This is a genomic window from Mesorhizobium sp. M0587, from assembly GCF_040320945.1.
In the GTDB taxonomy this organism is placed as follows: domain Bacteria; phylum Pseudomonadota; class Alphaproteobacteria; order Rhizobiales; family Rhizobiaceae; genus Mesorhizobium.
This window is the reverse complement of the sequence record NZ_JAMYQP010000044.1, coordinates 1-24,563: the sequence shown is the minus strand read 5'-3', so window position 1 is coordinate 24,563 and position 24,563 is coordinate 1. Positions and strand designations below refer to the sequence as shown.

Below are 24,563 nucleotides of genomic sequence, written 5' to 3'. Positions count from 1 at the left end.
CGCCGCTGCGAGAGTTGATCCCAGACTGCCCTTGATCGAGGCGCGGTTTATCTTGATATGCCGCAGGTGATGCAGGACGGCGAAGTGGGCGAGGGAAGCGACAAAAGCCGAGAAGCTGATACACCGCGGGAGGGCACGGCCATCCTTCGCAAGATGATCCATGTCGACATGGATGCCTTCTTCGCCTCGGTCGAACAGCGCGACAATCCGGACCTGCGCGGCAAGCCGGTGGCAGTCGGCGGCTCGGCGGCGCGGGGTGGTGGCCGCTGCGAGCTACGAGGCTAGAAAATTCGGGGTGCGATCGGCCATGCCCTCGATTACGGCGAAACGCAAATGCCCTGATCTGATCTTCGTGCCGCCGCGCTTTGACGCCTACCGGGCCGTCTCCCAGCAGATCCACGCAATCTTCGCCGAGCATACGCCACTCATCGAACCGCTCTCGCTCGGCGAGGCCTATCTCGACGTCACCGACAATCTGCAGGGCATCCCGGTCGCCACGACGATCGCGGAAATGATCCGTGCGAAGATAAAGTCCGAGACCGGTCTGACGGCTTCGGCCGGCGTCAGCTACAACAAATTCCTGGCCAAGCTCGCCTCCAGCCAGAACAAGCCCGACGGGCTGTTCGTTATCACCCCGAAGCTTGGTCCGGCCTTTGTCGAGGCCTTGCCCGTGCGGAAGTTTCACGGGGTTGGTCCGGCGACCGCCGATAAAATGGCCCGGCTCGGCACCGAGACCGGCGCCGATCTGCGCGCACAGAGCTTGGAGTTTCTAGAAGAGAAGTTCGGGAAGGCCGGCCCATACTATTACTGGATCGCTCGGGGTATCGACGAACGGCCGGTGCGGCCCGATCGCGAGCGCAAGTCGGTCGGGGCCGAAGATACCTTCGCGAGCGACCTGTTTGATCTCGAAAGTGCTCGCAACGAGCTGGGGCCGCTGGTCGGCAAGGTCTGGCGCTATTGCGAGGAACGATCGATCAAGGGCCGTACCGTGACGCTCAAGGTGAAGTTCGCCGATTTTCAGCAGGTCACGCGCAGCCGCACGGTCGGGGGCGTTATCGAGGCGGAGACGGACCTCGCAGCCGTCACCGGCACACTCCTCGAACAGTTGTTTCCCGTCGCCAAGGGCATACGACTGCTCGGGGTTACGCTTTCGAATTTGGGCGGAACGCGACCCGAGGCAGACCGGCAGATGTCGCTAACCGTCTAAGGCATCAAGTCCTACTGGACTGCTTTGCGGATGCGGTCCGTCAGCGTTTGTTCAACATCAAAATAGCCTTCCCAGGCGTCGCGCTGCTGAGCCCGCGCAGCAGCCGCGAAAACGTCAAAGGCGTTGGCACTTTTGAAGGTCGGCAACTCATCCCAAGTAACCGGCACGGCGCACGACGCACCAGACCGCGCCCGAGTCGACCAGGGGCATATTGCCGTGGCGCCCTGGCCGTTGCGGAGATAGTCTAGGAACATCCGACCCTTGCGCTTCTCCTTGCTCATATTGGCGACGAAGCGCGACGGATCGGTCCGGGCGAGCAACTCAGCGAAGTCCTGACAGAAGCCTTTGACCTCTTCCCAGTTGGCTTTGGGGACGAGCGGGACGATGACGTGAACGCCCTTGCCTCCGGATAGCAGAGGCCATGATTGGAGGCCGAGTGCCTCCAGAACGCCGCGTATGTCGAGGGCGGCCTGCTTGACGTCACCAAAGCCCAGGCCCTCGTCGGGGTCGATGTCGAAGATTATCCGGTGCGGCAGGCTCGGCTGCTGGCGCAGGCTTCCCCAGACGTGGAATTCGAGCACGTTCATTTGGACGCCGGCGATCAGCCCCGCCAGGTCATCGACCCAGAGGATGCGGCTTTCCTTGCCAGACATCTTCTCCAACTGGCCGTCGTGGATGGCCTTGGGCATGCCTGGAAGCTTGTGTTTCTGAAAAAAGGTCTGTTGCAGGTCGCCGTCGGTGTCGCGCACCAGCGAAAGGGGCCGACCCTGGATGTGCGGCAGCATCCTCTCGCCGACCGCGGCGTAGTAGGCAGCCAGCGTTGCCTTTGTCACCTTGGTGCCGGGATACATGACCTTGTCTGGATGGGTCAGCTTGACGCCGACCGCAGCCGAGATCTCCTTGCCGATCGCGGGATCGAGATCGGTCGAGCCAGGCGTCGCTGGCGTATTCGGCAGTTCCATCACCACCTGGTCGGCTCGCTTGTCTTCGCGCATACCTTGAAAACTTGGATGCCGCAGGCTGCCGTCCGGTGTCACCTCGGAATAGGTGACCTCGGCAACGAGTTCGGGCTTTACCCAGCGGGCGCGGCGCGCAATGTCGCGCGGCACGGAAACGAAGGCGGGTTTGTCCAGAAGCCGCTTCTCCAACTGCGCGAGAATGGATTTGCGCATCGACTCGGTGAACCCGGTGCCGACGCGGCCGCGGTAGATCAGCTTCCCGTTTTCGTAGGTGCCTAGGATCAGCGAGGCCATACCACGGCCGGTGTCGCTTGGGCGGTAACCGCCGACCACGAATTCCTGTCGTTTCGTGCACTTGATCTTGAGCCAGTTCGCGGTGCGGTCGCCGACATAGCGACTGTCGGCGCGCTTGGCGATGATGCCCTCGTGGCCGCCGGCGCACATGGCATCGAAAACCTGTCTGCCATTGTCGGCGATATGGCTGGAGTACTGCAGGCTGTCGCCCGCGTCCCTCTCGCCCAGCAGTTCGGCAAGGCGTTCCTTGCGCTCGAGCAGGGGCCGGGTGGACAGATCCTCGCCGTTCAATTCCAGCAGGTCGAAGGCATAGAACTTGAGTGGCATGCCGGCGGCGATGCCGGTCTTCAGCATCGAGAAGTTGGTGCGGCCCTGGCTATCGATGGCCACGATCTCGCCGTCGATTAGCGACGAGCCCTTGGTCAAAGATCTCAGTGGCGGCAGGATCACATTGAACTGGCGGGTCCAGTCGTGGCCGTTGCGCGTGTAGACGACGACTTCAGATTCCGAGATGGCGACCTGGGCGCGGTAGCCGTCGAACTTCATTTCGAAGAGCCAATTGGCACCGACCGGTATGTCGTCGGTCAGCGTGCAGAATTGGAACGGACGAAATTGCGGTAGGGGGTATTTCGGGGTAGATTCTGAGTCCCTGCGCCGTGCGCGCTTTTTGGGGAGGCCAGCCTCTACGGCCGACATGGGGAGCCCGAATACATAGTACGATTCAATACTCTGCCCTGGGTTTCAGTTCCACACTGCGCGCCGATGAATTGAACCGGAAGAGTCCGGCCGCGTTGTTGGGAAATTGAAACGCAATCCTTGGAGGAAGAAATGGCTACTCAAACAACTCGCGGGCGCAGCCAGGACCGCGCGAAGGTCGCTGGCGGGCAGGATCATGAAGTGAAATACGAGGCGGGCAAGACCGGCGCCAGCAAGGCCGAGGTCATGTCGGCCGTGAAATCGGTCGGCAACAGTCGCAAGAAGGTTGAGGACAAGCTCGGCAAGAAGTGAGCCGCGGCCGCAGGGCAGATGGTCCGCATCGCCACCTTCAATGTCAACGGCGTCAATGGCCGGCTGCCCGTGCTCCTCAAGTGGCTCACGGCGACCGCGTACGACATCGTCTGCCTCCAGGAACTGAAAACGTCCGATGAGAAGTTTCCGGCCGAGGCCATTCGCGACCAATCCGTGATCCTGCTTTGCGTGCGCTGGTACCTTGCCTACAATCTGAGCCTGCGTGATCTTGAGGAGATGATGGCCGAGCGCGGCATTACGGTCGATCACGACCATCCACCGCTGGACCGTTCGTTTCTCGCCCTTGTTGCTCGAGCGTTTCAACCGGCGCAAGCGTAGCGTGACCGGCAAATGGCATGTCGACGAGACCTACATCAAGGTCCGTGGCCAGTGGATGTATCTCTATCGCGCCATCAACAGTGTCGGCGACACCGTCGAATTCTATTTCAGCGAGCAGCGCGACCTGCCGTCGGCCAAACGCTTCTTCAGAAAGGCGCTGGAGCGTCATGGCCGACCGGATCGCGTCGTCATCGACGGGAGCCAGACCAACCACGAGGCGATCGTTTCCTGCGACACCACAAATCGCTTGCAGGATCGCACCCGACGCCGGCTGAAGCCGATCCGCATCCGCCGGAGCCAGTATTTGAACAATCGGATCGAGCAGGACCATCGGCGCATCAAGCGCCGGGTCCGGCCGATGCTCGGCTTCAAATCGACGGCCACCGCCTCCACCATCCTTTCCGGCATCGAAATGATCCACATGATGCGCAAGCGACAGGCGAGGTACGCCTTCAATCCGAATGCGTCCCTGGCCGAGCAGTTCGAAATCCTCGCCGCCTGATTGACCTCGCATCAGGCCTCTCTGCGCCCCTATTCAGCCGTTGCAACAAAACCAATCGGCATCCTCCACCGGCTCCGGCTCGGAGTCATCGTCTTGGTCGTCCTCTTTCTCATCGCTGGTCGGCAGCAGTACGACGTCAGTGCATGAGATAGTCGACAGCGGCACGCAGCTGCTTATCGTAGCCATGATAAAACAGATAAGGGTCATTCTCGACGTATATGTCGGGTCTGATACCCTCGCCCTCAATAAGCCATCGAGAAACCCCGTTTTCTTTGACGTAGGAACCCGATTCAGGAATCCGGACCGGGCCGCCGTCAACTAGGGTTCTGCCGCTATTGACCCAAATGCCTGCTCCTGACGTTCGCGTGCCAATCAGAACGCCTAAACCCATACGCCGCACGCCTTCAGCGATCAATTCGCCATTGGAGTATGTGTCACCATCGACCAAAACAACAAATTTTCCTTCGAAAGAATCCCTTGGATTCTTAAATAGAACGCTATCGTAGCGACCATTTAAGTACATCCACGTCTTTCGTTGTAGAAAATTCAATATCCACGCATCCATGTTCCCGCCATTATTTCCGCGAACATCAATTATTATGCCTTTTCTACCTTGCATGGATGGATATTGCTGTACGATAGTTGCCAAATCCCTTTCATAGGATGCATAGAGGTGCAGATAACCGACCTTTCTGCCGCTTAATTTGTCCACCATCTCCTGATTTGAAAAGGTCCAATGCCTGTAGCGCAAAAATGCCTCTTCGGTTGGGCTGATCGTTTTCACCGCATTGTGCAGCACGCGACCATCCGCTTTGCTGACTGTTATCGATAGCGTTTGTCCCTCCTGCCCATCGAGAAGTTCATCAAAAGAGCTTTGGTTGCGAACGCGTGCGCCGTTGATCTGCGTAATGTGGTCCCCGGGGACTATCGGCGGATTGGCCAAGCTCAATGGCGATCTGTCTTCCGCCAGGTCGATATCGCCGTCATAGACTTCTACGACCCTCACGCCATCGCCGTCGCCATCGGAAAAAGCCCCTCCCAATCTTCCTAGGCCGCGCTGCTTGTCCGGGAAATCAATCGGTGAGCGCATCGATGTATGGCCTACGCCGAGCTCGGCAACCATCGCGGATGCTACCTCGTTGAACTCGGTTCGGTTCGACACCCTTGACAAGAATCCGATGTATTTGCGCCGGGCATCTTCCCAATTCTTCCCGTTCATTTTGGGATCCCAGAAATAATCCCGGTAGAGCCGCCACATCTCATTGAACATCTGAACACGCTCAACCGATTTGTCGATTTTCACGGCCAGGTTCGAAACATTGTTCAAATCCGTCTTTTGCGGCAACGTGCCGTCAGGCGGCACTTGTGCAGCAAAGAGCCCGCCTCGGCCTATGGCTATCAGCGACCGCTTATCCGCCGACCATTCGATTTTGAAAATATCTTCGTCAAAAAGGGGACGCGAAACTCGGCGGCGTCCTTCCGACAGTTTCGGGAAGTCCACGAGATTGCCTTTTTCGTCACGAACAGCTTTTTTCACGACAGCGTATGGACGATCCCCGACCGCAAACAACATGGCATAGTTCGCGGCCACGATCGGCAATTCTTCCGTTGCCAACTGGTAATCGCGCATCGTCAACGGGCGTGCATATCCATTGTCGGCGCACTCGGACCAAGAGCTGTTCTGCGCCGTAGATGTCTTGAGACCGGCACTGGAATCACCGACCCTGTCCAAATCGATCGAATAGATAAGGCCGCGGTGTTGATAGTCCGGCCAGTAGTTTCTGGGTGCCCAAGGATCGGTTACCGTCGAACGGAAATTTGTTTCCGAAATGAAGTAGAGCTTCCTACCGTCTGAAGAAAAAGCCGGAAAATAGGACTCATACCGACCGCTGGTTACGTGAGTGACGGTATTGCAGTCAACATCAAATATGGACACACGGCCGATGTCTTGCGGCGTGTAGGTCACAAATGCCATTTTCCTGCTGTTCGCAGCCCAGCTCAACCATCGCGGCATGGTTTTTGAGGCGACATCTATGATCGCTGCGCGGCCCGTTTGAGAGTCAAGCCGGTACAACTTTCCGGAGATCGTGATGGCGATCATGATCGAACCATCCGGCGACACCGAAATATCTTCAAGTGGCTCCACAATATCATTGTGGACTTCCTTCGCGTCCCCACTGCGGAGGTCAAATCGATAAATTCTGTCTTCTCCGCTCATGTCCGATAGTGCAAAGAGATTGTCCCCGGCTGCAAGACGCACCGATTTCACCCGGGCAGCTGGGCTGCATTCCAGGCACGACGCCGTTTTGGCGGCGACGTCGACTGACCACAAATTCCCCCGCAATACGATCACTGCACGTTTCGCGTCATTGGACAGCTGCAGCTCGGTCGCGTCGTTCGTATTGAACGTCATCAAATCGACGGTGCTGACCGCATGCGGAGGCAGACGTATCTCAACCTTCTCAGTCTTGCCGCTCGTCGGGTCGAAAGAATAGACGTCGCCCAGTTGCTGGTACAGGATTGACCCGTCGCCCAGCAACGAAATCGAACCGATGTCGTAGACACTTTCAAACGTGTGCTGCTTTAGATTCGCGCCGTTTAGGTCTATGGACCATAGGTTGAAGCGGCCGCTGCGGTCAGACAGAAAATAGATACGATTGAGCGCACATAGCGGCTGACGGCTTATTCCCGAGTAGGAGGAGGTCAACGGAACCGCTTGGATTCCAGGAGTTACAGCGCCGGGCGCGATGTCGGCAAGGATATCGGCCGAGATTCGGAATATCGATTGCGCATACCCCCCACGATACAGCCTGTTATTGTCGATGAGCTTCTCGTTTTTGACGAATATGACGCTTCCTTTGAAAAGACATCCCTCTGAGGCCTCTGCCAATGGAACAGGTCTCACCCTACGTGTCGCGATATCGACGATGAAAAGCAGCGGCCCGCGTTTCTTCGATTTTATCGTCGTTGAGTAGAGCACTTGGGAGTTGCCAAGCCATCCCTCTACCTTTGCATCGAGGCCGCCGTCATAGGTCAGACGGACGATTTCCCCCGTGGCCGGTGAGGCAAAGAAAATCTCCGATGATCGGCCGTCCAATGCGGAAAATGCGACATGCTTTCCATCCGGGGAAAGCATTGGCGACGTTTCGTCAGTATGGCCACCAGTTATTCGGCGCGCGAACTTCCCCCGTTCCTGGAGCCAAATGCGGCCATTGAATTCAAAGACAAGGCTGGAACCATACCCTGATGGATTTCGGGCAAAATATGGAGCCTCCTGTGCTAGACACACCTTCGCGGAAAAAACCGAAAGTATAAATACTCCGATGATCGTCGCCAAGGACTTCCATGCTTTTCGAAACTGGAAGTTATAATTGAGATTGCGCACGATCTAGCTCCACACTTCGATATTGGTCGCATGCTTTCCGCAGTTGCGATTGGGAACCGCTCCAGACCTTCCGCTGGCTGCTGACCTCACAATGACGACAGGAACGCAACCAGCCCGTCCCTGTCGTCCTTGGGGAGGTCCTTGAAGCGCGACACGGAATAGGTCGCCTCTCCGCCATGCCAAAGGATGGCCTCCAAGAAGTTGCGCGCCCGTCCATCGTGCAGGTAGCCGACTTTCTCCGAGACAGTGCCTTGCATGCCGATGCCCCAAAGAGCGGGCGTTCGCCAATATCGGCTGAGGCCGTCATCATTACTGTCCGCAAGAGCTTCACCCATGTCGTGGAGCAGCATGTCGGTGAACGGATAAATTCGCTGACCACGAACCCGCTTGTCCGTGTCTTCCCGCGAGCTTGTTTGCAAAGACGGCCTGTGGCACATGGCGCAGCCCGCTTCCTCGAATAAGCGCGCGCCTCGCGCATTCTCATTTGCGTTGTCGAGCCGTCGCGCCGGCACGGCCAGCACTTTGAGGTATTCGGCAAGGTCCGTCACCAATCGATCATATTCCGATCGGGCGTTAGGTGCGGTCTCTTTGGGGATAGGTTGATGAATGCTGAGCTCACCGGCGAGAGCCGAGCGCGTCTGCATATTCAGATTGGAAACAGTTGCCTTCCATCCGAAACGGCCGACTTTATCACAAGAGTTGCTGGCCCGCTGCTCGCATGCCGTCCCGACGATGCCTCTCACACCGAATGCCGAGAATTCTTGTTTTTCAGCTGCTTTTCTAATCTCGTCGTCGGAAATCGCTTCGAGCAAGCCTAAACCGTAGACTCCTGGCGCATTGCGCAGATCGACAAGTCTTTTTTCGCCATCGACAATTGCTACAGGTGCAACGAGCTCGACGAGTTGGCCCCCTAGCGTGATCTGTTGCTTCGTTTCCCATTCCACGCCTTGAAGTTTCTGGGAAACGCTTGGGACGAGTATGTTTCGGAATACCGGCGGGACAGAGTGATGGCTTGATGCCTTGACCGAAAAGCCAGTCGAATCGAACGCCTCTGTGTGCGAAATCCCTCGGCCGTCGCTCGGATGGCAGCTTTCGCAGGAACGAGCATTGTAATCAGCTTCGATAGGCGGGCCGCTTTCGACGCTCGAAAGCCCGTCGATCGGATGGCTATTCCTGAAGGCAAGCGCACCATTGGAGAAGACGCGCCGCTCCTCGAGCTCGAGGAAAGGAGCGGCATGATTGTAGGGCGACTCCCCGAATGAATATACGGTCAGCGCCCCACCGGTCTTCTTCGCGTCGTACCAGTCGTCACCCGCGAATGAGCCCAAGGGAGCAAGCGCTAGAAAAACGAGTGAACAAGCGACGACATTTTTGATGGATCTAGAAGGAAATCGCATGGCCCCACTGCGCCTTCTCACGCGCCGGCGTTAACACGGGAGGACATTGTGAAATTACCAGGTCAGTGGCCTGCAACAAATTCAATCTTTATTCGATCCGGATCCTCTACAAACAGGGCATAATAATCTTTGATACCGCTAGCGAATGGGTATCGATCATCATATAACATGGGGATAGAATTTTCGATGCAGTACTGTCGCATCGAATCTACTTCTGATCGCTCTTCGATTTTGAAAGCAATATGATTCAGGCCGACCCCGCTTCTATGATATTTATAATTCTTGTATTTATGGGACACCTGTACGAATGTCAGATAAGCTTCCCGTTTTCTTCGAAGGGTAAATCCATCGTCCCACGCGGACGTTTCTTTATAACCGATTCTCGCCAGAATCGTTTCCCAAAAGGCATACGAAGCATCGATGTTTGAAACATAGATTTCGATATGATGCAGCATTCGTTACCTCGCAATTAAGCAGAACTACCAAGGGTTGGTCAATCAAAGGCAGAGTGCGACCCTGTCGGGTCGCACTCTCGGTTGCAGTTCTTACGAACGGCCTGATCCTCTGTATTGGCTCGCGTTCACGCCTATTGGCACGCGAGCATAGTGTGTATCGCCGCCCTGCGATACGAAAAGGTCGAGATAGACATCGCCGTTCCGGTCTTCAAAGAGACATTGACTTGACGAGAAGATGGCCTCCTCGCCAAACGCCTGCACCCCCTGCTTGGCCAATTCGTCGGCGGTAAAGCTCACATGATTGGTGAAATTCATGCCGGTGTCGGTGGAGACCGCAACGACAAGCCGGGCATTGCCGTTGCCTTCATCATATTCCTTATATGCCGTCGCTCGAATTGGAGTGTTGATGAGCGCGCTATATTGGAAATGCGACGTCGACATGCCGGGGTTCGATGTCTCGGTATTCTGCACAGCTTGCGAGAGCTTGTTGTTCGCAATGACGTGCTGCCACGGTGCATTCACAGGCCGGATGGCTTTGAAGCTCACAATGCTGACTTCGCCCCGCCGCCCCTTGCCGTCCGTAGCCATCATCGAGGTCTGAACAAAGCTTATACCGTTATTGGGATCGACGGATGGGTCCAAGGATGAAAGGGTCTTGTCATCGTCTGTCTGGCCCAATTCACGCGTGCCACCCCAATTGAGGGTGGGCGAATTCGGCTGGGACGTGCCGCCTCCCAACCGCAGATTGTCGTACTGGCCCGGTTGTGACTCAACTTTGACCACCGGATAATCTGCCGCTTTGAACCCAAACAATGGCTTCGGTTGAGACCAGATCTCGCCGCCATCCTGGGATTCGATGTAGGCGGGATAGGATCGTTGCGATGTCGTTTCTTGCGCCACATCGGACGGAGCGAATGCGGGGTTGGTGGTCTGATAACTTGCAATGACGTAGGTGCCCCGGATGGCGACGGCTGGCCCTGACGTCGCATACGGATCGTCAACAACCTTGCTGGCCATCGGGAAGGTATGGCCGTCCTTGGAAACGCCGACATAGAGGCTCTTCGAGTGCTTGTCCTGCCAACCGTAGACAACCGTTTGACGGTGCTCGTCAGCAAGAGCGCCCCAGCCTTTGCGCGACGCCTGAATAAATGTGTCGGTCGCTTCGACGCCTGCAGGTGTTACGGCTTCGGAGACGACAATTTGGGGCTTGTCAGCGAACGGTGCGCTGGCAAAAGCGATCCTGCCGACAGTCACGCCATCATGTTCTTCTGTGAAGGCAATATATGAGCCTTGAAAATTGGAATCGATGGCTGCCTGACGCACATTGCCGTCAACGCCCTTGACGACAGTCTCATTCCAGCTTTCGCCATTGTCCAGCGAAGCGCTGAAGATGAGGTCGAGACGCGAGCCATTACCAACGGAATAGGTTGAGACCAGTCCGCCATCGGCGGTGCGCATGATATTGCGCCCTGCACCATCAATGCTTTCTTGTGACAGCTGATTGAGCATACTCCCGCCAAAGGCGACACTGCTTGCCATCGCGAACGCAAAGGCGGCCAGGGAAACGGGCTTCAAAGGAAAATTATACATTCTCTACCTCGTTCTATCTTGGGAGTGGACAACGCACCCGTTCAGTACAGGTGCGTGTCGCACGCCAAATCTGGTGGAATGGGAAAGATGCAATGCAACCCCGGAAAGGGTCTATGGACCGCTGGACTTGGCGGCCGCTCTCAACTGAGCCGCATTAACGCCGATCGGCAGGCGAGCGTAGCGCGTGTTGTCGCCCTGCGATACGAGCAGATCGACGAAGACGTCTCCGTTGCGATCTTCGAACAAACACTGGCTGGCCGCGAAGATCGCTTTGTCATCGAAGCCTTGAAGCCCCAGGTCGGACAATGCGTCGCGCGTGAAGCTTACGTGCCGATTAAACACCTTGCCCGTATCGGTTGAGACCGCAACGACGAGACGAGCATCTCCATTGCTAGTCTCCTTATATGTGGTCGCCCGAACCGGCGTGTCGATGAGCGCGCTATATTGGAAATGCGATGTCGCTGCATCCGTTTTCGATGTCTCAGCGTCCCGGCTATTTGCCGACAGTTTGTTGTTCGCTATAACATGCGTCCATGGCGCGTCGGGCTTGATCTGACGGAAACTGACAATGCTGACTTCGCCCTTCCGGCCGGCTCCGTCTATTCCCATCATCGATGTCTGCACGAAGGTTATGCCGTCGTCGGGATTAAGAGCGGCTGCAGCCCCTTCCATTTGAGAAACATCTGCCGCCGCCGCCGATTTGTCTTCGGCGCCAACATCCGTGGTACCGGAATCGCGCGAACCGCCGCCGCCGCCAATCCTATCGCCTATCCCTCCCCAATTGAGGATCGGCGAATTAGGCTGGGACGTGCCGCCAGCCAACCGCAGATTGTCGTACTGGCCCGGTTGTGACTCAACTTTGACCACGGGATAATCTGCCGCTTTGAACCCAAACAATGGCTTCGGTTGAGACCAGCTCTCGCCGCCATCCATGGATTCGATCCAGGCGGGATAAGATCGTTGCGATATCGTTTCTTGCGCCACATCGGACGGAGCGAAAGCGGGGTTCGTGGTCTGATAGGTTGCGATGACATAGTTGCCCCGGATGGCAACGGCTGGCCCTGACGTCGCATAGATGTCTTCGATCACCTTCCGTGCCATGGGAAAGGTGCGTCCGTCCATGGAAACGCCGACATAGAGGCTCTTCGATTGCTTGTCCTGCCAACCATAGACTACGGTTTCACGATTTTCGTCAGCAAGAGCGCCCCAGCCTTTGCGCGACGCCTGAATAAATGTGTCGGTCGCTTCGACGCCGGCAGGTGTTACGGCTTCGGAGACGACAATTTGGGGCTTGTCAGCCAACGGCGCGCTGGCAAACGCGATCCTGCCGACGGTATCGCCGTCACGTTCTTCCGTGAAGGCGATATAGGAGCCTTGAAAATTGGAATCGATGGCTGCCTGGCGAGCCTTGCCGTCAACGCCCTTGACGACAGTCTCATTCCAGCTGTCGCCATTGTCCAGCGATGCGCTGAAGACAAGGTCGAGACGCGAGCCGGTGCCAACGGAATAGGTTGAGACCAATCCGCCATCGGCGGTGCGCATGATGTTGCGCCCCGCACCATCAATGCTTTTTTGCGACAGCTGACTGAGCGTACTCCCGCCAAAGGCGACGCTGCTTGCCATCGCGAGCGCGAAAGCGGCTAGGGAAACGGGCTTAAGAGGGGAATTTAACATTGTCTACCTCGCTCTATGTTTGCCTACCTCGCTCTATGTTTGGAACGGAATACAGACAAAAGGGTAATTGACACGGCTAGTTTTGTTGGTCAAGATCATAAATAATAAATTAGTCATCGCTTATACTACAGCATTGTATATTAGAAATCCGTTATTTAGCCGTTCTGTTTTCGACGCAGATTATTTCAACTTAAGCAATGTCTTAATTGCGCATCATTCTCTAGACATCCGCACGTCTGGCAAACTATTTGCTGAGCAGGAGGTCAGGGGGATCTGTTGCAACCTTTTGATTACCAGCGCTGTGGCAAGGAGCCTTCGATCATTTCGGAGGTTGCAATGTTCAAAGGCCGCCAGTTCGACCAATCCGTGATCCTGCTTTGCGTGCGCTGGTACCTTGCCTACAATCTGAGCCTGCGTGATCTTGAGGAGATGATGGCCGAGCGCGGCATTACGGTCGATCACGACCATCCACCGCTGGACCGTTCGTTTCTCGCCCTTGTTGCTCGAGCGTTTCAACCGGCGCAAGCGTAGCGTGACCGGCAAATGGCATGTCGACGAGACCTACATCAAGGTCCGTGGCCAGTGGATGTATCTCTATCGCGCCATCAACAGTGTCGGCGACACCGTCGAATTCTATTTCAGCGAGCAGCGCGACCTGCCGTCGGCCAAACGCTTCTTCAGAAAGGCGCTGGAGCGTCATGGCCGACCGGATCGCGTCGTCATCGACGGGAGCCAGACCAACCACGAGGCGATCGTTTCCTGCGACACCACAAATCGCTTGCAGGATCGCACCCGACGCCGGCTGAAGCCGATCCGCATCCGCCGGAGCCAGTATTTGAACAATCGGATCGAGCAGGACCATCGGCGCATCAAGCGCCGGGTCCGGCCGATGCTCGGCTTCAAATCGACGGCCACCGCCTCCACCATCCTTTCCGGCATCGAAATGATCCACATGATGCGCAAGCGACAGGCGAGGTACGCCTTCAATCCGAATGCGTCCCTGGCCGAGCAGTTCGAAATCCTCGCCGCCTGATTGACCTCGCATCAGGCCTCTCTGCGCCCCTATTCAGCCGTTGCAACAAAACCCTTTCCTTTGAAGTCGATCGTGCGCGTGCCCGTCACTTTTTCCTCATATTTACATTATTAACGGAATCTCATGTCGGAGCAACCGGATCGAAATGCCGACACGGACGCATCTTGGCTGGAGCGCCATCCGGGCATCAAGGTAATCGCGCACGATCGTGCCGGCGTCTAAGCATCACCGACGAAAGGTCGTTTGATTGGTCCTCGAGAACCTGTGGCAGGTCGAGCTTTGAACATACCTGCGCTTTGGCGCAGCGCGATCCCGTATTCGAGCCAGAAGACCCGCATCTGATTGATCAGGCGCGTTCTCGTTCCGATCATCTGGTCCCGAACCCGGTGTAAAGCCTGAAGGTCGGTTTGTTCCTCGTTCTTGAGCGCTGCAAATCGCATTTGGCCGTGTGGCCGCCTCAGCGATCGCCTCCGCGTCGATGATGTCGGTCTTGTTCGACTTGACGTACCGCTTCACAAATTGTGCGGGAATCAAGCGCACCTTATGTCCGAGCGCCTGTGTCTTCCTGGCAATCCATTGAGAGCCGGCGCACGATTCCATCCCCACGATCGCCGGTGATGCGCGCTCGAAGAATTGGAGCAGCGTGTCGCGTCGGAAACGAACCCTCTGGACTGGCACTCCGTCGCTTCCGAGACCGACGACGTGGAATATGTTCTTACCGATATCAATTCCGTAGACTGCGGCAGGGCGCGGTACGTTGCGTTTTGGCATTGCAACCTCCTTCGGTTTGACAGCCTCATGGTGCGGCAGGAGGACAAGGCGGACGCTCGATGCCAAGCGATGCGTTGTGGCCCCACGCTTGCGGTCGGCATGGGGTGAGCCAGCGTCGGGCATGCAAGGCTCTTTTAGTCGATCGCTCGAGCGTTCGCTACACAAGCATCCGGCCAGAGAAAATGGCGGTGCCAACAAAATGTTACAGAATATCACAGAATTGTCATATGGCTTGGTGTAGGATAGCTACTTCCTGGGTCCGCCTGCTTTAGATCCTGGGTCCGCCTGCTTTAGATATGGAGTATTAGCGCTGCCTGAATGTCGGCTGTTTTGCGAGCATGAGTTGCCGCAACACCCCGCAAGGACAAGGGTGGCTGAATACAGATGCATGACCCCATGAGGAGGAATACTGGTATGTTTCGTTTTATGTTCGCCGGACTTGGCCTTTCGCTAGCCAGCGCCGCGATGGCTTTTGAACCTGCCTCGTTTGAGCAGTTTTCCAGCTTGGTTGGTGCATCAAGCGCGTGGATGAACGATAAAGGTTCGACTATGGTCCTCTCGTTTGACTCAAATGGTGGGGTTACGGGCCAGTATGTCAATCGCGCCAAGGGCACAGGCTGCCAGAACTCTCCATATCCGATCGCGGGGCGGGTGACCGGCAATTTCATCGCCTTTTCTGTCGGCTGGAATAACGGCCTCGAGAACTGCCACTCGGCGACCGGCTGGACAGGCTATGCAGCCAAGAGCAGCAGTGGGGCACTGCAAATCGTTACAGAATGGAACTTGGCCTATCAAGGTGGATCAGGTCCTGCCGTCACAAACGGTAAAGATTTGTTCACATATACCGAGCCAACGACAGGCGACGCGCCAATCAAAGACTAACAATATCGAGGCCCGGCTGAACCCAAAAACCTGGTGCGGCGTTTGAGAGTATCTCGGACGTCTGCAGCAAGCCTGCTCTGGGGTAGAGATGTCGATGCTCTGTTGACCAGGTCGCTGTAGGGTAGGCACCACCAGTCCGGGAGGCATCGTAAACTTAAAGAGCGCGAGGCGGTCGTAGCCCGCTTGCCCCACGACGGTTCATGCCCGAGCGATTTTTGCCCACAGGTTCATTGCCTCTGAACGCAGTTCGCGATGATGGCTGGAGGAGATTTCGTGGCGGGGGATGTGGAACAGGTTGGCAATCGGATCATGAATGGAGACGAAGCGCTGCAAATGGCGTTGTGACTTGAAGCGTTTCATGATCCGTTCCCGTCGCCGGACTGGCTGATGGGAATTCTCCGCCCGATTGTTCAAGCCTTTATGCGAACGGTGTTCGACCCCCGGCATGATCTCTCGCTTTGCAGCGTCGTAAGACTCGAAGCTTGTCGGTGATCATCACGCGCGACGCGCGGCCTTGGCCCTTCAACAGCTTGCGCATCAGACGCTTGGCCGCCTTGGCATTGCGACGACTTTGCACCAGAACCTCCAGGACGAAACCGTCCTGACCGACGGCGCGCCAGAGCCAGTGCTTCTTGCCGCGGATCGAAACGACGGCCTCGTCGAGATGCCACTTGTCACCCAGCCGACCCGCTGAGCGGCGGCGGATCTCGCTGGCAAAGGTCCGCCCGAATTTCTGCCCAAAGCCGGACTGTCTAATGCGAGACAATAATCCCTCGTGCCGCCAGCAAGTCCTCGACCTTCGCAAACTGAGAGGAAAACGGAAATAGAGCCAGACAGCATCGGCGATGATCTCGGCGGGGAAGCGATGGCGGCGGTAGAGTGGGTCACGCTCTGTCATAGCCCGTCATCGCACATCGGTATCCACGCTTCGTGAAGTTGACGATGCCCGAAGAAATGCTGCTCGAGCGCGGCATCGTCATTTCCTACGAGACGATCCGTCGCCGTCGGCTGACGCCTATCCGGATCCGCAAGAGTAAATACCTGAATAACCGGATCGGAACAGGCTCATCGCCGCATCCGGCCGATGCTCGGCTTCAAATCACCAGCATCAGACGCAAACATCCTAAACGGGTATCGAAATGGTTCACGTGATGTGTAAGCAACAAGGCGAGCTTCGCCTACAATCAAAATCCATCCCTGGCCAAGCAATTCCAAATCCTTGCCGCGTAATTGGCCTCGCGTCAAACCTGCGCTCCCATACAGCCGTGGCAACAAACCTACACAGCGTCCGCCGAGGTCGGACATGCGACACAGCTGCGTTCGAGTACCGTATTGTTCCGAACCGATTTATCGTTTGGCACGGCATATGCTTGATCATTCGCAAATACGTTGCGGACGCCATCGCATGTTCACCATCACCAACCAAAAGGATCCGGAAATGTCCAAGATCACAGACAATAGCCAAACCGCCGAAACCAACGAATTCCAGGCATTCGACCCCAGCAAGGCAATTGATCAGTTCCACGCAGTCGCCGAAAAGGGCGTCGAGCAATCGAAAGAAGTGCTGGCCAAATTCCAGTTCGGCGCTGATGAGATCCAGAAAGTGCTCAAGTCGACCTTAGAAACCGCGAGGTCGGTCGGCAATGAGCTGTCGCTGGCGACGATCGCTGCGCTGCGCGCCAATGCCGAAGCCGACTTTTCGCATCTTGAAGCCCTAGCCGGCGCGAAGTCGCTGTCCGCGGTAATTGAGCTGCAGACCACATTCCTAACCAAGCGGGTCGAAATGGGAGCCGAGCAGGCTAAGGATTTTCGGGCGCTCACTACCAAGGCGGTGACCGATATCTCCAAACCGGTCAAGGACGTCTTCGAGAAGAGGCTCCGGGACCTCAAGGCCGCCTGATAAGCGTAGCAGTCCGGTCCTCCGACACGGGGGCCCGACTGATGTCACCGCCGTTCCCGACGGCAACGTACGAAGCTGGGAAGTAACTGGTAGTCACGCAAGCTCATTGAGGTATCGCGTCGCAAAGGCTCTGGCGCCAACCTTACGGTAAGCGGAGCCTGGCAGAGAACACTTCTCAGTTATGGAGGAGCACGTGATGCTGACGTAGCGGCCCTTGCCATGCTGAACCAAGATGACGCACGTTCGCTGTCGATTTCGCCAACCTTCAGACCGACGGTCTCGGAGGAGCGAAGGCCCGTGGCATAGGCCGTGGTCAATGCCATGCGCGTCTTCAGGCTGGGCACCGCCTTCAGAGGTTCCGTCGCAAACTCCAGCTGAGGTCGCAAGGGCAGGTTGAGCGTCACGCGGCGCTCATGCGGCGAGCATTTCGAACTGCTTGGCAATGGAGGGCGTGGGATTGTAGGCAAACCTGGCCTGTCGTTTGCGCATCATATGAACCATCTCGATGCCCGAGAGGATAGTTCGGCGGTTGTGGTTGACTTGAAGCCGAGCATGGACCGGACCTGGCGCTTGATGCGCCTATGATCCTGCTCGATGCGGTTGTTGAAATACTGGGTCTTGCGGATGCTGATCGACTTCAGTGCTCGTCGCGATCGATGCCGCAGGCGATTCAAGATCGCAAGGTCGGATGGCCTCGTGATTGGTCTGGCTGCCGTCGATGGCGATACGTTCCGGCCTGCCATGGCGCTGCAGGGCCTTCGGTAAGAAGCGTTTGGCCGCCGGCAGGTCACGGTTTTCGCTGAACGATCGTATCGCCCACGCTGTCGACGGCGCGGTAGAGGTACATCCAGCGACCGCGCACCCGGACATAAGTTTCATCGACGTGCCACTTGCCGGTGACCTGACGTTTTCTCCGGTTGAAGCGTTCAAGCAGCAGAGGCGAAAAATGCACGACCCAGCCGGCCAGGTGATGATCCATCTCCGCGTTCAAGGCGCGCTCGGTCAGCGCTTTCTTCAGTGAATCGAGCAAACCGCCCTGATCAAAAGCGGCGCTGGCCGCGCCACCAGCCAGCAACTGATCGAGAAGCTCATTCGGTATCGCAGGGTCTTTGCGTCGCGACATAGTGGGACTCCTTCTTACCCATTATGCCCGCCCGCACACGAAATTCCTGACAGTCCCTCGAGCTTCGCAGTCGCCCAATTCGACACGCTGCGACTGCGCCTCATCAAGATCGCCGCGCGCGTGGTCGAGATGAAAACCCAGATCCGCCTGCACCTGCCGACCTCCTGCCCGGACCAGCGCATCCTGCGCATCGTGCTTGATCGGATCCCGCAGCTCGTGACGTAGCCGACGGGGCGCCAACGCCCCGAAACGAACCCGCCGACCGCAACCTGCAAACCCCCGCTTTCCATCCACGACGCATCCCGCCGGCACCCACCAGCTCGTCAAAAAGAACCGAAACGGCGACCAGATCACCACCTCAGGCCGCCAAACTTCCAGCGCCGTGCATAAAGCCGGTTAGATGACTGCCATCCTACCGGTGTCAATCGGCAACACAATACGCACGATAGTTCCAACCCCGGGCGTCGAAGTGATTCTGACGCTGCCGCGCATCGCGTTCACCATTTCGATGCAGCCTGTCAAACCGAGGCCAACGTGCGCGCCTCCTTGGGTCGAGAAGAACGGCGTTGCGGCTTTGTCACGAATATCCGAGGTCATGCCACCACCGTTATCCGAAATTTTAATGAGAAGCCTGCGCGCGAACAAGAAGCGTCGGTTGAGAAGGCGAGCTCCGATCGTGACCTGCTTGTCTTGCCTTCCCCGAACAGCCTTCGTAGCGTTGTTTACAAGCTCTTCGACAATCAAGCGAACTTGGGTCGCCGGAACTTGCAACTCTTTCGCGTTGTCGTCGATTTCCAATCGAATGTGGGTGTCAAGTGCACTACGATTCTCTTGAAGAAGTTTGCCGAGCGGCTCCGTGCGAAGATCTCGTCCTGAATTGGCGATCCGCATGAGCCCGTTAGTAATATCTTCGAGTTCCTTCGCCGCGTCTTGTGCAGCCTTAAACATCTCGGGCGATGGCGGAGTCTGATCCCCCAAATAGCCAAGAAACAGCCGAAGTGCAACAATGCGTGATCGGGTCATATGGGCATGCAGCAACGAAAAAGCCCGAATGTATTCATCGCGGCGCATGGAAAACTCGGCACGTTGCGCTATTATTATGAAGCCAATAACCACCATAACGAGCGCGAGTGCGAAAACGAAGCGGTTACGCGTAGCAGCGATCGCGATCTTTGCTTTCTCTTTGACGCTGATGCGGTGAGCAGCTGCCAAACGACCGATTTCGGACATATTCTGCTCAATTTCGTCCGTGCGCCGGAGTGCGTCATCATAGCCTCTCCCGATTAGCGCGATTGGCATGACCTGCGTCTTTATGACTTCCCGGGCCTTGAGCAGAAGATCGATTTCTTTTTGGCTTAACTGTTCGAGCGTCAGTAGTCGGTCGATATTGGCGATGATCAATGTGATTTGGCGCCCGAACGCCGGCTCGAGTTCTCTGGTCTCGCTGGCGAGACGAAGCCAGCCGGCAATCCGCACGATGCCCACCCGGGTCTCTTCCGCCATGCGCAAAGTTTCAAAGGTCTGACCCAGTGATCGGCCGGTCTCTTGTCGATAGTGTTCGGACAGAACAAACGACCAGCAGCCTAGTGAGAGTGCCATAGCCAGCGCGACATAGAGGCCAGTTGTGGAGTTGAAGAACCGTTTTAGGATCATGGCACCGGCTGCAATGTCGAGAACCGGGCCAAAATTGAGCAGTGCGCAAGCACACACGAGGGCGGCAGCCGTTCCAAAACAAATACGGACAATTTTAATCGGGATCCCTTTATACTCATTGATCGAACCTGATGGCCCTGCAATCGAACTGATAATCAATAATTCGGCCTGTCGGTCGACGCCAATTCGGAAGCATCAACCGTGGTTTATTGGTGCGCGTCTCAGGGTTGGAACTATTGAGTCCGTTAACCTGTGCAATTGACCCGCCCGCTATGTCGTTTCCGGCGAGCATGTCTTCGACAGGGGCATCGTGAGGACGATTTTCATGGTTCGTCCAGCGCATGCGTCCAGGCGACAGAGCGTATGACTTCGGGAGAACCCGCTGGTCCTCGTCGCAGCTCGATGCGAGCATCCGACCCCGGTTCATACCGTCTGCAACAGGCATAGCTTCGAGTATGGCGTCTGGTTTCGGACTGGGTAGCTGCAGGCTATCTATTTGCTGCGCCCCCGGGTCAGTTTGCTCCTTTAGTTAGCGCTGCGGCGATCTCACCGCGCAGCCATTTATGCTCTGGGTCGCGATGCCAACGCTCGTGCCAGATCAGCGCAACCTCATAGGGCTCCATTTTTATCGGTAGGTCGACCGCCGTGAGCGGTAGCATGGCGGAAAATCGCATAGCCGCCCGGTGCGGGACAACGAGGGCCATATCGGAAGTCGCAGCCACCGTGGCGGCCGTTAACACGTTGGAAAACCGTATCCTGCGGTCCGGTGATCCTAGCTCTGGCAGAGCGTCGTAAATTTGCCCGAGTTGGCTACCGGATTCTGAGCTGATGGCGGCGTGACGCAGGGCCATAACGCTCTCAATTGTCCGTTCCTGCGCCAGTGCCGGGTGGTCGTGGCGCAGCAAGCACACGAAGTGGTCAGTATAGAGGCTGCGCCGCAAGTAGCCTGGCAGAGCGGCGGCGATCTGCCCAACGGCCAGATCGATATCGCCTTCTTCAAGCGCTTGTAGGGTGCCTTTAAAGAGCGAATGGGAGGCAATCTCAAGGTGAGGCGCGCGCTGCATGAGCCGCGGCAGCAGGAGCAGCGTTTGGTGATCGGGCACGGCGATCGTGGCCTTCGACAGCCGCTCCCCTGTGTTGACGCTGCTATCCATCACCATTTTCCGAATCGCATTCAACGCCGACGGCAGCATTAGGGCCAAGCGTTCGCCTTGCGACGTCAAGACGAAGCCCCTTGAGACTCGAACCAAGAGATCATCGTTGAAAATGCCGCGCAGCATTGCCAACGCCCGGCTCATCGCTGGTTGACTCTTGCCGACGCGCAGGCCCGCATGCGTGACGTTGCGGGTTTCCAGCAGGGCTTCCAATGCCACCAGCAGATTCAGGTCGATGGATGCCAGATTCAGATCTCGTCGCCGTTCGACATAGTGGTCGCGGGTTACCAGACCTGCGTGCGGCCGACCCCAATCTTGTGAGGCATTTCGACAAGAGAGCTCGTCCATGATCTCTATTCCTCGATTCGCGTGTACCACAACCGCGCGTTGTAGGTTGCCGGCAACCATGGACGTATTCCGTTTCCTGGAATAGGGGGGCGGCCCCCCCTATTTGAGGTTGCTTTTCTCGATCATATTTAGCATTAGACCCGTTATGCGGGTGTGGGCTTCAGTCATAATTGGACCGCATTATGCAACAGATTTTAGTGATTGAAGATCAGGATTTAATGCGCCTGGCGCTGATCCAGGAACTAAAGGACTGCCTCACCGAAAGCGTTCTTCTTGGGGCTCCCACATTAGATATAGCCAAGACTCTAATGAAGTCCCACGAGTTTAACATCATTCTCATTGACCCCGGCTTGCCGGGGGTAAATCCGATCTCACTCTGTGATAGGCTCTCGGTTATCGAGCAGGTCGTTGATGCATCACCTTCATCGACACACGTAGTTATCACTGGATCAGATTCGGTTGCCGAAGCTAACCACTGTCGTCGGTTTGGGGTGGCTGGATATGTGAGCAAGACCGGACTGATGCGCGGACTTTTGGCTGAGGTGCTGCAGGATATTTCACAAAGCGGATTTGCCATCTGGATGTCGGAAAAGGACCAGCTGGCGGCTGATTTTCACTATTCGGGGCTAACGGGCCGGGAGCAGGAAATCCTGGATTGGATGCGCCGCCGTGAGCGCGGAATGAAGCGAAAGGAAGTTTACGACCAGATCAGTGAACGAATTGGAGTCGACCCCGCTACTGTTGAGAAATACTATAAGCAGGCTCGCGCCAAGCTGCTCAAGCGCGGCCGATTGCCGGACGGGATTTAAGACCTTAACTGGCGCATTCCGAGCTATGGTCGGCAAGGGTCACGAGGGGCGTTGGTGCGCGGATATGAAATCGAACGCATTTCGATCATTAATGTAGTTGGTTATGCCTGCGTGACTTGACGCCGGATAGACTCCGGGCGTGCCCATGCCAGCATGCGGTTGAGAACGATGCAACCGATGGCAACCTCGGTCTGTTGAGCCGGAAGAGAGCGTGCTCGCAGGCGCCGTCCGATCAGCCCCTTGTATCGTCCGATGGCTGTTTCGCTCAGCGCCCGCTTGCCGTAGCCGGTGGCTGCCTGCCATTTCAGCCGACCGTCGCTTGCGATTGCGGCAATGTGCTTGTCCCTTTGACCAGGCGGTCCGGTATCACCGCTTTCCACCGCCGTGGAACGCGGTGAAATGACGATGTTGGCGGTTGCGCTGTGCTGCAGGATAGACCGATAGGTTGGCTTGCCGTCATAGGCTCCGTCGGCTGTGAACTGGTCGATCTCGCCGTCGATCTGATCGAGCAGCGGTGCCACCTGGGAAGGATCATCCGCGTCCTGATCTGTCAGCCTTTGGGCAATGATCGCGCCACTTTTGGCATCCACTGCCAGATGCAGCTTGCGCCAGTTGCGACGTGATCTGGCGGCATGTTTCTGCTCCAGCCATTGCCCGGCGCCGTAGACTTTCAATCCCGTGCTATCGACAAGCACATGCAGCGGGCCGTCCGGCAGCGGCGGGTTTCGTCGGGCTGATGGCTCCCACTTGTGTGCCCGACGGCTCAGCGTCGTATGATCTGGAACTGGGACTTTCAGCCCCATGAGATCCAGCAGCGAGTGGAGCAATCCCTCGGTCTGGCGCAGCCGCATTGCGAAGACGCAACCCAGCGTCAGCGCTGTCTCAATGGCGAGATCGGAATACCGGGCTTGGCCGCCGCGGGTCTTGCGTCGCGGAGCGCGCCATCCCGCAAGTGCCTCCGGCCTTACCCATAAGGTCAGGCTACCACGCCGGCGCAGACCTGCTTCGTAGTCACGCCAATTCGTCACCCTGAATTTCATCTTTCCCACGTGATGACGACGATCTGCGTTGTGTTTGTACGGCATGGCACTCGCATCAAGCTGATTTCCATCCTGCCTGCCTATCGCCAAACCGTTGACAAAGGATCCATGCACCAAGGCTACTCCACCGTGCATTGTTGGGTCGTTCACTTCTCGCCTGAGCTTCTGGAGCGTTGTTCAACAAACGCAAGCGGACCGCAACCGGCAAGTGGCATATGGACGAGATCTATATCAAGGTTCGCGGCCGTTGGATGTACCTGTATCTTTATCGCGCCCTCGACAGCGTCGGCATTCAGCCCCCCCTTTCGGTATCGGTCAGCAGTTGCCCAATTCAACTCTCCATCGGCGCCAGGGCATCATCCAGGTTGGGCGCAGGCGAGCCGATCAGGGTGGTCGCAGTCGGTCCTGGAGTGCCCGCCGATCGGCAACGAGGTTATTGAGGTTTTTAAGGTGCTGCCGCTGCCGCAGTCCTTGTGCCAATCGTCCAACCAGTTCCCGCGTCGCGTCCAGCACGCAGACGCCGCAATCCCAACCGTTATCCTGCCGCTTGATGAAGCCTTGGAGCGGCGCGAACACGCCCAGCCTTTCTGCGAGCGCTGTTGCAATCCCGTTGTTGAATCCCCCCAAGGAGTCGTAGTGATAGGCAACCGGGTTGTCTCGGTCCGTGCGATCAAAGAGCAGCAGCGACCAATGGTTGCCGCGGCTACGAGCACTGGCATTGTTCACTGGCAGGAACAGGAAGTCGGCTGTATCCGGGCCGCCGCGCCGGCCGCCGCGCAAGATCATCTCCCATTGGTGTTCTAGCGCCTGGCCGGGCTGCGTCCACAGTAGGCTTATGCTGGCATCCACGAGGCGCGTCCGAGCGGCCAGATTCGGAAGGGTCTCCTGCAACTCGCGCTCCAGGAGCAGGTAGTCCCTTGTGATGTGCTCGTCGCCTAGCCATTGCTCGTCGTCGAGCCAAGCTCCAGGGTGAAAAGTGAGATGAACACCGTCCGACTGCAGCGCGGCCGTGTAAAGCTGACTGGGGTCCGGCGGATTTT

18 protein-coding genes and 7 pseudogenes are annotated in these 24,563 nt (G+C 57.0%); 10 read left to right on the top strand and 15 right to left on the bottom strand.

What is annotated here, in order from left to right; all coding sequences use genetic code 11:
- The first annotated feature begins 69 nt into the window (after window positions 1–69).
- A pseudogene (gene dinB, locus NKI49_RS28270) lies at window positions 70–1,207 on the top strand (DNA polymerase IV).
- Between the two features lie 11 nt (window positions 1,208–1,218).
- On the opposite strand, the gene ligD reads toward dinB, so the two are convergent.
- On the bottom strand, window positions 1,219–3,156 hold the full coding sequence (gene ligD / locus NKI49_RS28265) for a DNA ligase D (RefSeq protein ID WP_352607970.1): 1,938 nt from the start codon (window positions 3,154–3,156) through the stop codon (window positions 1,219–1,221).
- A gap of 132 nt (window positions 3,157–3,288) precedes the next feature.
- On the opposite strand from ligD, the gene NKI49_RS28260 reads away from it, so the two are divergent.
- A complete protein-coding gene (locus tag NKI49_RS28260; RefSeq protein WP_352607968.1) occupies window positions 3,289–3,468 on the top strand; it encodes a DUF3606 domain-containing protein in 180 nt (59 codons plus the stop codon).
- Between the two features lie 18 nt (window positions 3,469–3,486).
- Window positions 3,487–4,309, top strand: a pseudogene (locus tag NKI49_RS28255) (IS6 family transposase).
- 136 nt (window positions 4,310–4,445) lie between these two features.
- Here NKI49_RS28255 and NKI49_RS28250 read toward each other — a convergent pair.
- The 5 genes from NKI49_RS28250 to NKI49_RS28230 form a co-directional block, all read right to left on the bottom strand.
- Window positions 4,446–7,694 (bottom strand): S41 family peptidase, encoded by a 3,249-nt coding sequence (locus NKI49_RS28250; RefSeq protein ID WP_352607909.1) that lies wholly within the window; start codon window positions 7,692–7,694, stop codon window positions 4,446–4,448.
- 86 nt (window positions 7,695–7,780) lie between these two features.
- Complete coding sequence (locus NKI49_RS28245; RefSeq protein ID WP_352607907.1) at window positions 7,781–9,091, bottom strand: di-heme oxidoredictase family protein; 1,311 nt, start codon at window positions 9,089–9,091, stop codon at window positions 7,781–7,783.
- Between the two features lie 62 nt (window positions 9,092–9,153).
- A complete protein-coding gene (locus tag NKI49_RS28240; protein WP_352607905.1) occupies window positions 9,154–9,546 on the bottom strand; it encodes a VOC family protein in 393 nt (130 codons plus the stop codon).
- Window positions 9,547–9,636: 90 nt separating this feature from the next.
- Window positions 9,637–11,136 (bottom strand): hypothetical protein, encoded by a 1,500-nt coding sequence (locus NKI49_RS28235; RefSeq protein ID WP_352607903.1) that lies wholly within the window; start codon window positions 11,134–11,136, stop codon window positions 9,637–9,639.
- Window positions 11,137–11,247: 111 nt separating this feature from the next.
- On the bottom strand, window positions 11,248–12,759 hold the full coding sequence (locus tag NKI49_RS28230; RefSeq protein ID WP_352607901.1) for a hypothetical protein: 1,512 nt from the start codon (window positions 12,757–12,759) through the stop codon (window positions 11,248–11,250).
- Window positions 12,760–13,146: 387 nt separating this feature from the next.
- Here NKI49_RS28230 and NKI49_RS28225 point away from each other — a divergent pair.
- Window positions 13,147–13,843, top strand: a protein-coding gene (locus tag NKI49_RS28225) for an IS6 family transposase (RefSeq protein ID WP_352607899.1) whose coding sequence is annotated in 2 segments (ribosomal slippage) — window positions 13,147–13,274 and window positions 13,273–13,843 — 699 coding nt in all. Because the reading frame shifts where the segments join, the coding sequence is not laid out codon by codon here.
- Window positions 13,844–14,060: 217 nt separating this feature from the next.
- On the opposite strand, the pseudogene NKI49_RS28220 reads toward NKI49_RS28225, so the two are convergent.
- A pseudogene (locus NKI49_RS28220) lies at window positions 14,061–14,614 on the bottom strand (IS110 family RNA-guided transposase); the annotation flags it as partial.
- Window positions 14,615–15,028: 414 nt separating this feature from the next.
- On the opposite strand from NKI49_RS28220, the gene NKI49_RS28215 reads away from it, so the two are divergent.
- Window positions 15,029–15,496, top strand: coding sequence for an avidin/streptavidin family protein (locus NKI49_RS28215; protein WP_352607897.1), 468 nt, complete (start codon window positions 15,029–15,031; stop codon window positions 15,494–15,496).
- Between the two features lie 198 nt (window positions 15,497–15,694).
- Here the strand turns inward: NKI49_RS28215 and NKI49_RS28210 are convergent.
- A pseudogene (locus NKI49_RS28210) lies at window positions 15,695–16,394 on the bottom strand (IS6 family transposase).
- Window positions 16,395–16,438: 44 nt separating this feature from the next.
- Here NKI49_RS28210 and NKI49_RS28205 point away from each other — a divergent pair.
- Window positions 16,439–16,648, top strand: coding sequence for a hypothetical protein (locus NKI49_RS28205; protein ID WP_352607895.1), 210 nt, complete (start codon window positions 16,439–16,441; stop codon window positions 16,646–16,648).
- Between the two features lie 286 nt (window positions 16,649–16,934).
- Entirely contained in the window at window positions 16,935–17,396 is a 462-nt protein-coding gene (locus tag NKI49_RS28200; RefSeq protein ID WP_352607915.1) for a phasin, read from the top strand.
- A 488-nt stretch (window positions 17,397–17,884) separates the two neighbouring features.
- Here the strand turns inward: NKI49_RS28200 and NKI49_RS33510 are convergent, their stop codons facing one another.
- The 3 genes and pseudogenes from NKI49_RS33510 to NKI49_RS28175 all read right to left on the bottom strand — a co-directional run.
- Window positions 17,885–18,139, bottom strand: coding sequence for a DDE-type integrase/transposase/recombinase (locus tag NKI49_RS33510; protein ID WP_502899632.1), 255 nt, complete (start codon window positions 18,137–18,139; stop codon window positions 17,885–17,887).
- A gap of 44 nt (window positions 18,140–18,183) precedes the next feature.
- Window positions 18,184–18,375 (bottom strand): DDE-type integrase/transposase/recombinase, encoded by a 192-nt coding sequence (locus NKI49_RS33505; protein WP_502899633.1) that lies wholly within the window; start codon window positions 18,373–18,375, stop codon window positions 18,184–18,186.
- A pseudogene (locus NKI49_RS28175) lies at window positions 18,355–18,519 on the bottom strand (IS256 family transposase); the annotation flags it as partial. The pseudogene NKI49_RS28175 and the gene NKI49_RS33505, both read right to left, overlap by 21 nt.
- 72 nt (window positions 18,520–18,591) lie before the next feature.
- On the opposite strand from NKI49_RS28175, the pseudogene NKI49_RS28170 reads away from it, so the two are divergent.
- Window positions 18,592–18,744, top strand: a pseudogene (locus NKI49_RS28170) (transposase); the annotation flags it as partial.
- Window positions 18,745–18,915: 171 nt separating this feature from the next.
- Here NKI49_RS28170 and NKI49_RS28165 read toward each other — a convergent pair.
- Together NKI49_RS28165 and NKI49_RS28160 are read right to left on the bottom strand one after the other, a co-directional pair.
- On the bottom strand, window positions 18,916–20,331 hold the full coding sequence (locus tag NKI49_RS28165) for a sensor histidine kinase (protein ID WP_352607893.1): 1,416 nt from the start codon (window positions 20,329–20,331) through the stop codon (window positions 18,916–18,918).
- Window positions 20,332–20,684: 353 nt separating this feature from the next.
- Window positions 20,685–21,674 carry a LysR family transcriptional regulator gene (locus NKI49_RS28160; RefSeq protein WP_352607891.1) on the bottom strand — a complete coding sequence of 330 codons (990 nt, stop codon included), beginning with the start codon at window positions 21,672–21,674 and terminating at the stop codon, window positions 20,685–20,687.
- A 182-nt stretch (window positions 21,675–21,856) separates the two neighbouring features.
- On the opposite strand from NKI49_RS28160, the gene NKI49_RS28155 reads away from it, so the two are divergent.
- Window positions 21,857–22,483, top strand: coding sequence for a DNA-binding response regulator (locus NKI49_RS28155; RefSeq protein WP_352607889.1), 627 nt, complete (start codon window positions 21,857–21,859; stop codon window positions 22,481–22,483).
- Window positions 22,484–22,584: 101 nt separating this feature from the next.
- On the opposite strand, the gene NKI49_RS28150 is transcribed toward NKI49_RS28155, so the two are convergent.
- Window positions 22,585–23,568, bottom strand: a complete 984-nt coding sequence (locus NKI49_RS28150) for an IS5 family transposase (RefSeq protein WP_352607887.1) — start codon at window positions 23,566–23,568, stop codon at window positions 22,585–22,587.
- Window positions 23,569–23,646: 78 nt separating this feature from the next.
- On the opposite strand from NKI49_RS28150, the pseudogene NKI49_RS28145 reads away from it, so the two are divergent.
- Window positions 23,647–23,813: pseudogene (locus NKI49_RS28145) on the top strand (DDE-type integrase/transposase/recombinase); the annotation flags it as partial.
- Window positions 23,814–23,907: 94 nt separating this feature from the next.
- Here NKI49_RS28145 and NKI49_RS28140 read toward each other — a convergent pair.
- A partial coding sequence (locus NKI49_RS28140; RefSeq protein WP_502908800.1) for a C48 family peptidase occupies window positions 23,908–24,563 on the bottom strand: 656 nt, incomplete at its 5' end.

Excerpts from the sequence above, each read along its gene's own strand:
- NKI49_RS28230 (WP_352607901.1), bottom strand. The coding sequence starts at position 12,759 with ATGGCAAGCAGCGTCGCCTTTGGCGGGAGTACGCTCAGTCAGCTGTCG.
- NKI49_RS28150 (WP_352607887.1), bottom strand. The coding sequence starts at position 23,568 with ATGCCGTACAAACACAACGCAGATCGTCGTCATCACGTGGGAAAGATG.
- NKI49_RS28205 (WP_352607895.1), top strand. The coding sequence starts at position 16,439 with ATGCCCGAAGAAATGCTGCTCGAGCGCGGCATCGTCATTTCCTACGAG.
- NKI49_RS28160 (WP_352607891.1), bottom strand. The coding sequence starts at position 21,674 with ATGGACGAGCTCTCTTGTCGAAATGCCTCACAAGATTGGGGTCGGCCG.
- NKI49_RS28260 (WP_352607968.1), top strand. The coding sequence starts at position 3,289 with ATGGCTACTCAAACAACTCGCGGGCGCAGCCAGGACCGCGCGAAGGTC.
- NKI49_RS28235 (WP_352607903.1), bottom strand. The coding sequence starts at position 11,136 with ATGTATAATTTTCCTTTGAAGCCCGTTTCCCTGGCCGCCTTTGCGTTC.
- NKI49_RS28245 (WP_352607907.1), bottom strand. The coding sequence starts at position 9,091 with ATGCGATTTCCTTCTAGATCCATCAAAAATGTCGTCGCTTGTTCACTC.
- NKI49_RS28155 (WP_352607889.1), top strand. The coding sequence starts at position 21,857 with ATGCAACAGATTTTAGTGATTGAAGATCAGGATTTAATGCGCCTGGCG.
- NKI49_RS28200 (WP_352607915.1), top strand. The coding sequence starts at position 16,935 with ATGTCCAAGATCACAGACAATAGCCAAACCGCCGAAACCAACGAATTC.
- NKI49_RS33505 (WP_502899633.1), bottom strand. The coding sequence starts at position 18,375 with ATGGATCATCACCTGGCCGGCTGGGTCGTGCATTTTTCGCCTCTGCTG.
- NKI49_RS33510 (WP_502899632.1), bottom strand. The coding sequence starts at position 18,139 with ATGGCAGGCCGGAACGTATCGCCATCGACGGCAGCCAGACCAATCACG.
- ligD (WP_352607970.1), bottom strand. The coding sequence starts at position 3,156 with ATGTCGGCCGTAGAGGCTGGCCTCCCCAAAAAGCGCGCACGGCGCAGG.
- NKI49_RS28215 (WP_352607897.1), top strand. The coding sequence starts at position 15,029 with ATGTTTCGTTTTATGTTCGCCGGACTTGGCCTTTCGCTAGCCAGCGCC.
- NKI49_RS28240 (WP_352607905.1), bottom strand. The coding sequence starts at position 9,546 with ATGCTGCATCATATCGAAATCTATGTTTCAAACATCGATGCTTCGTAT.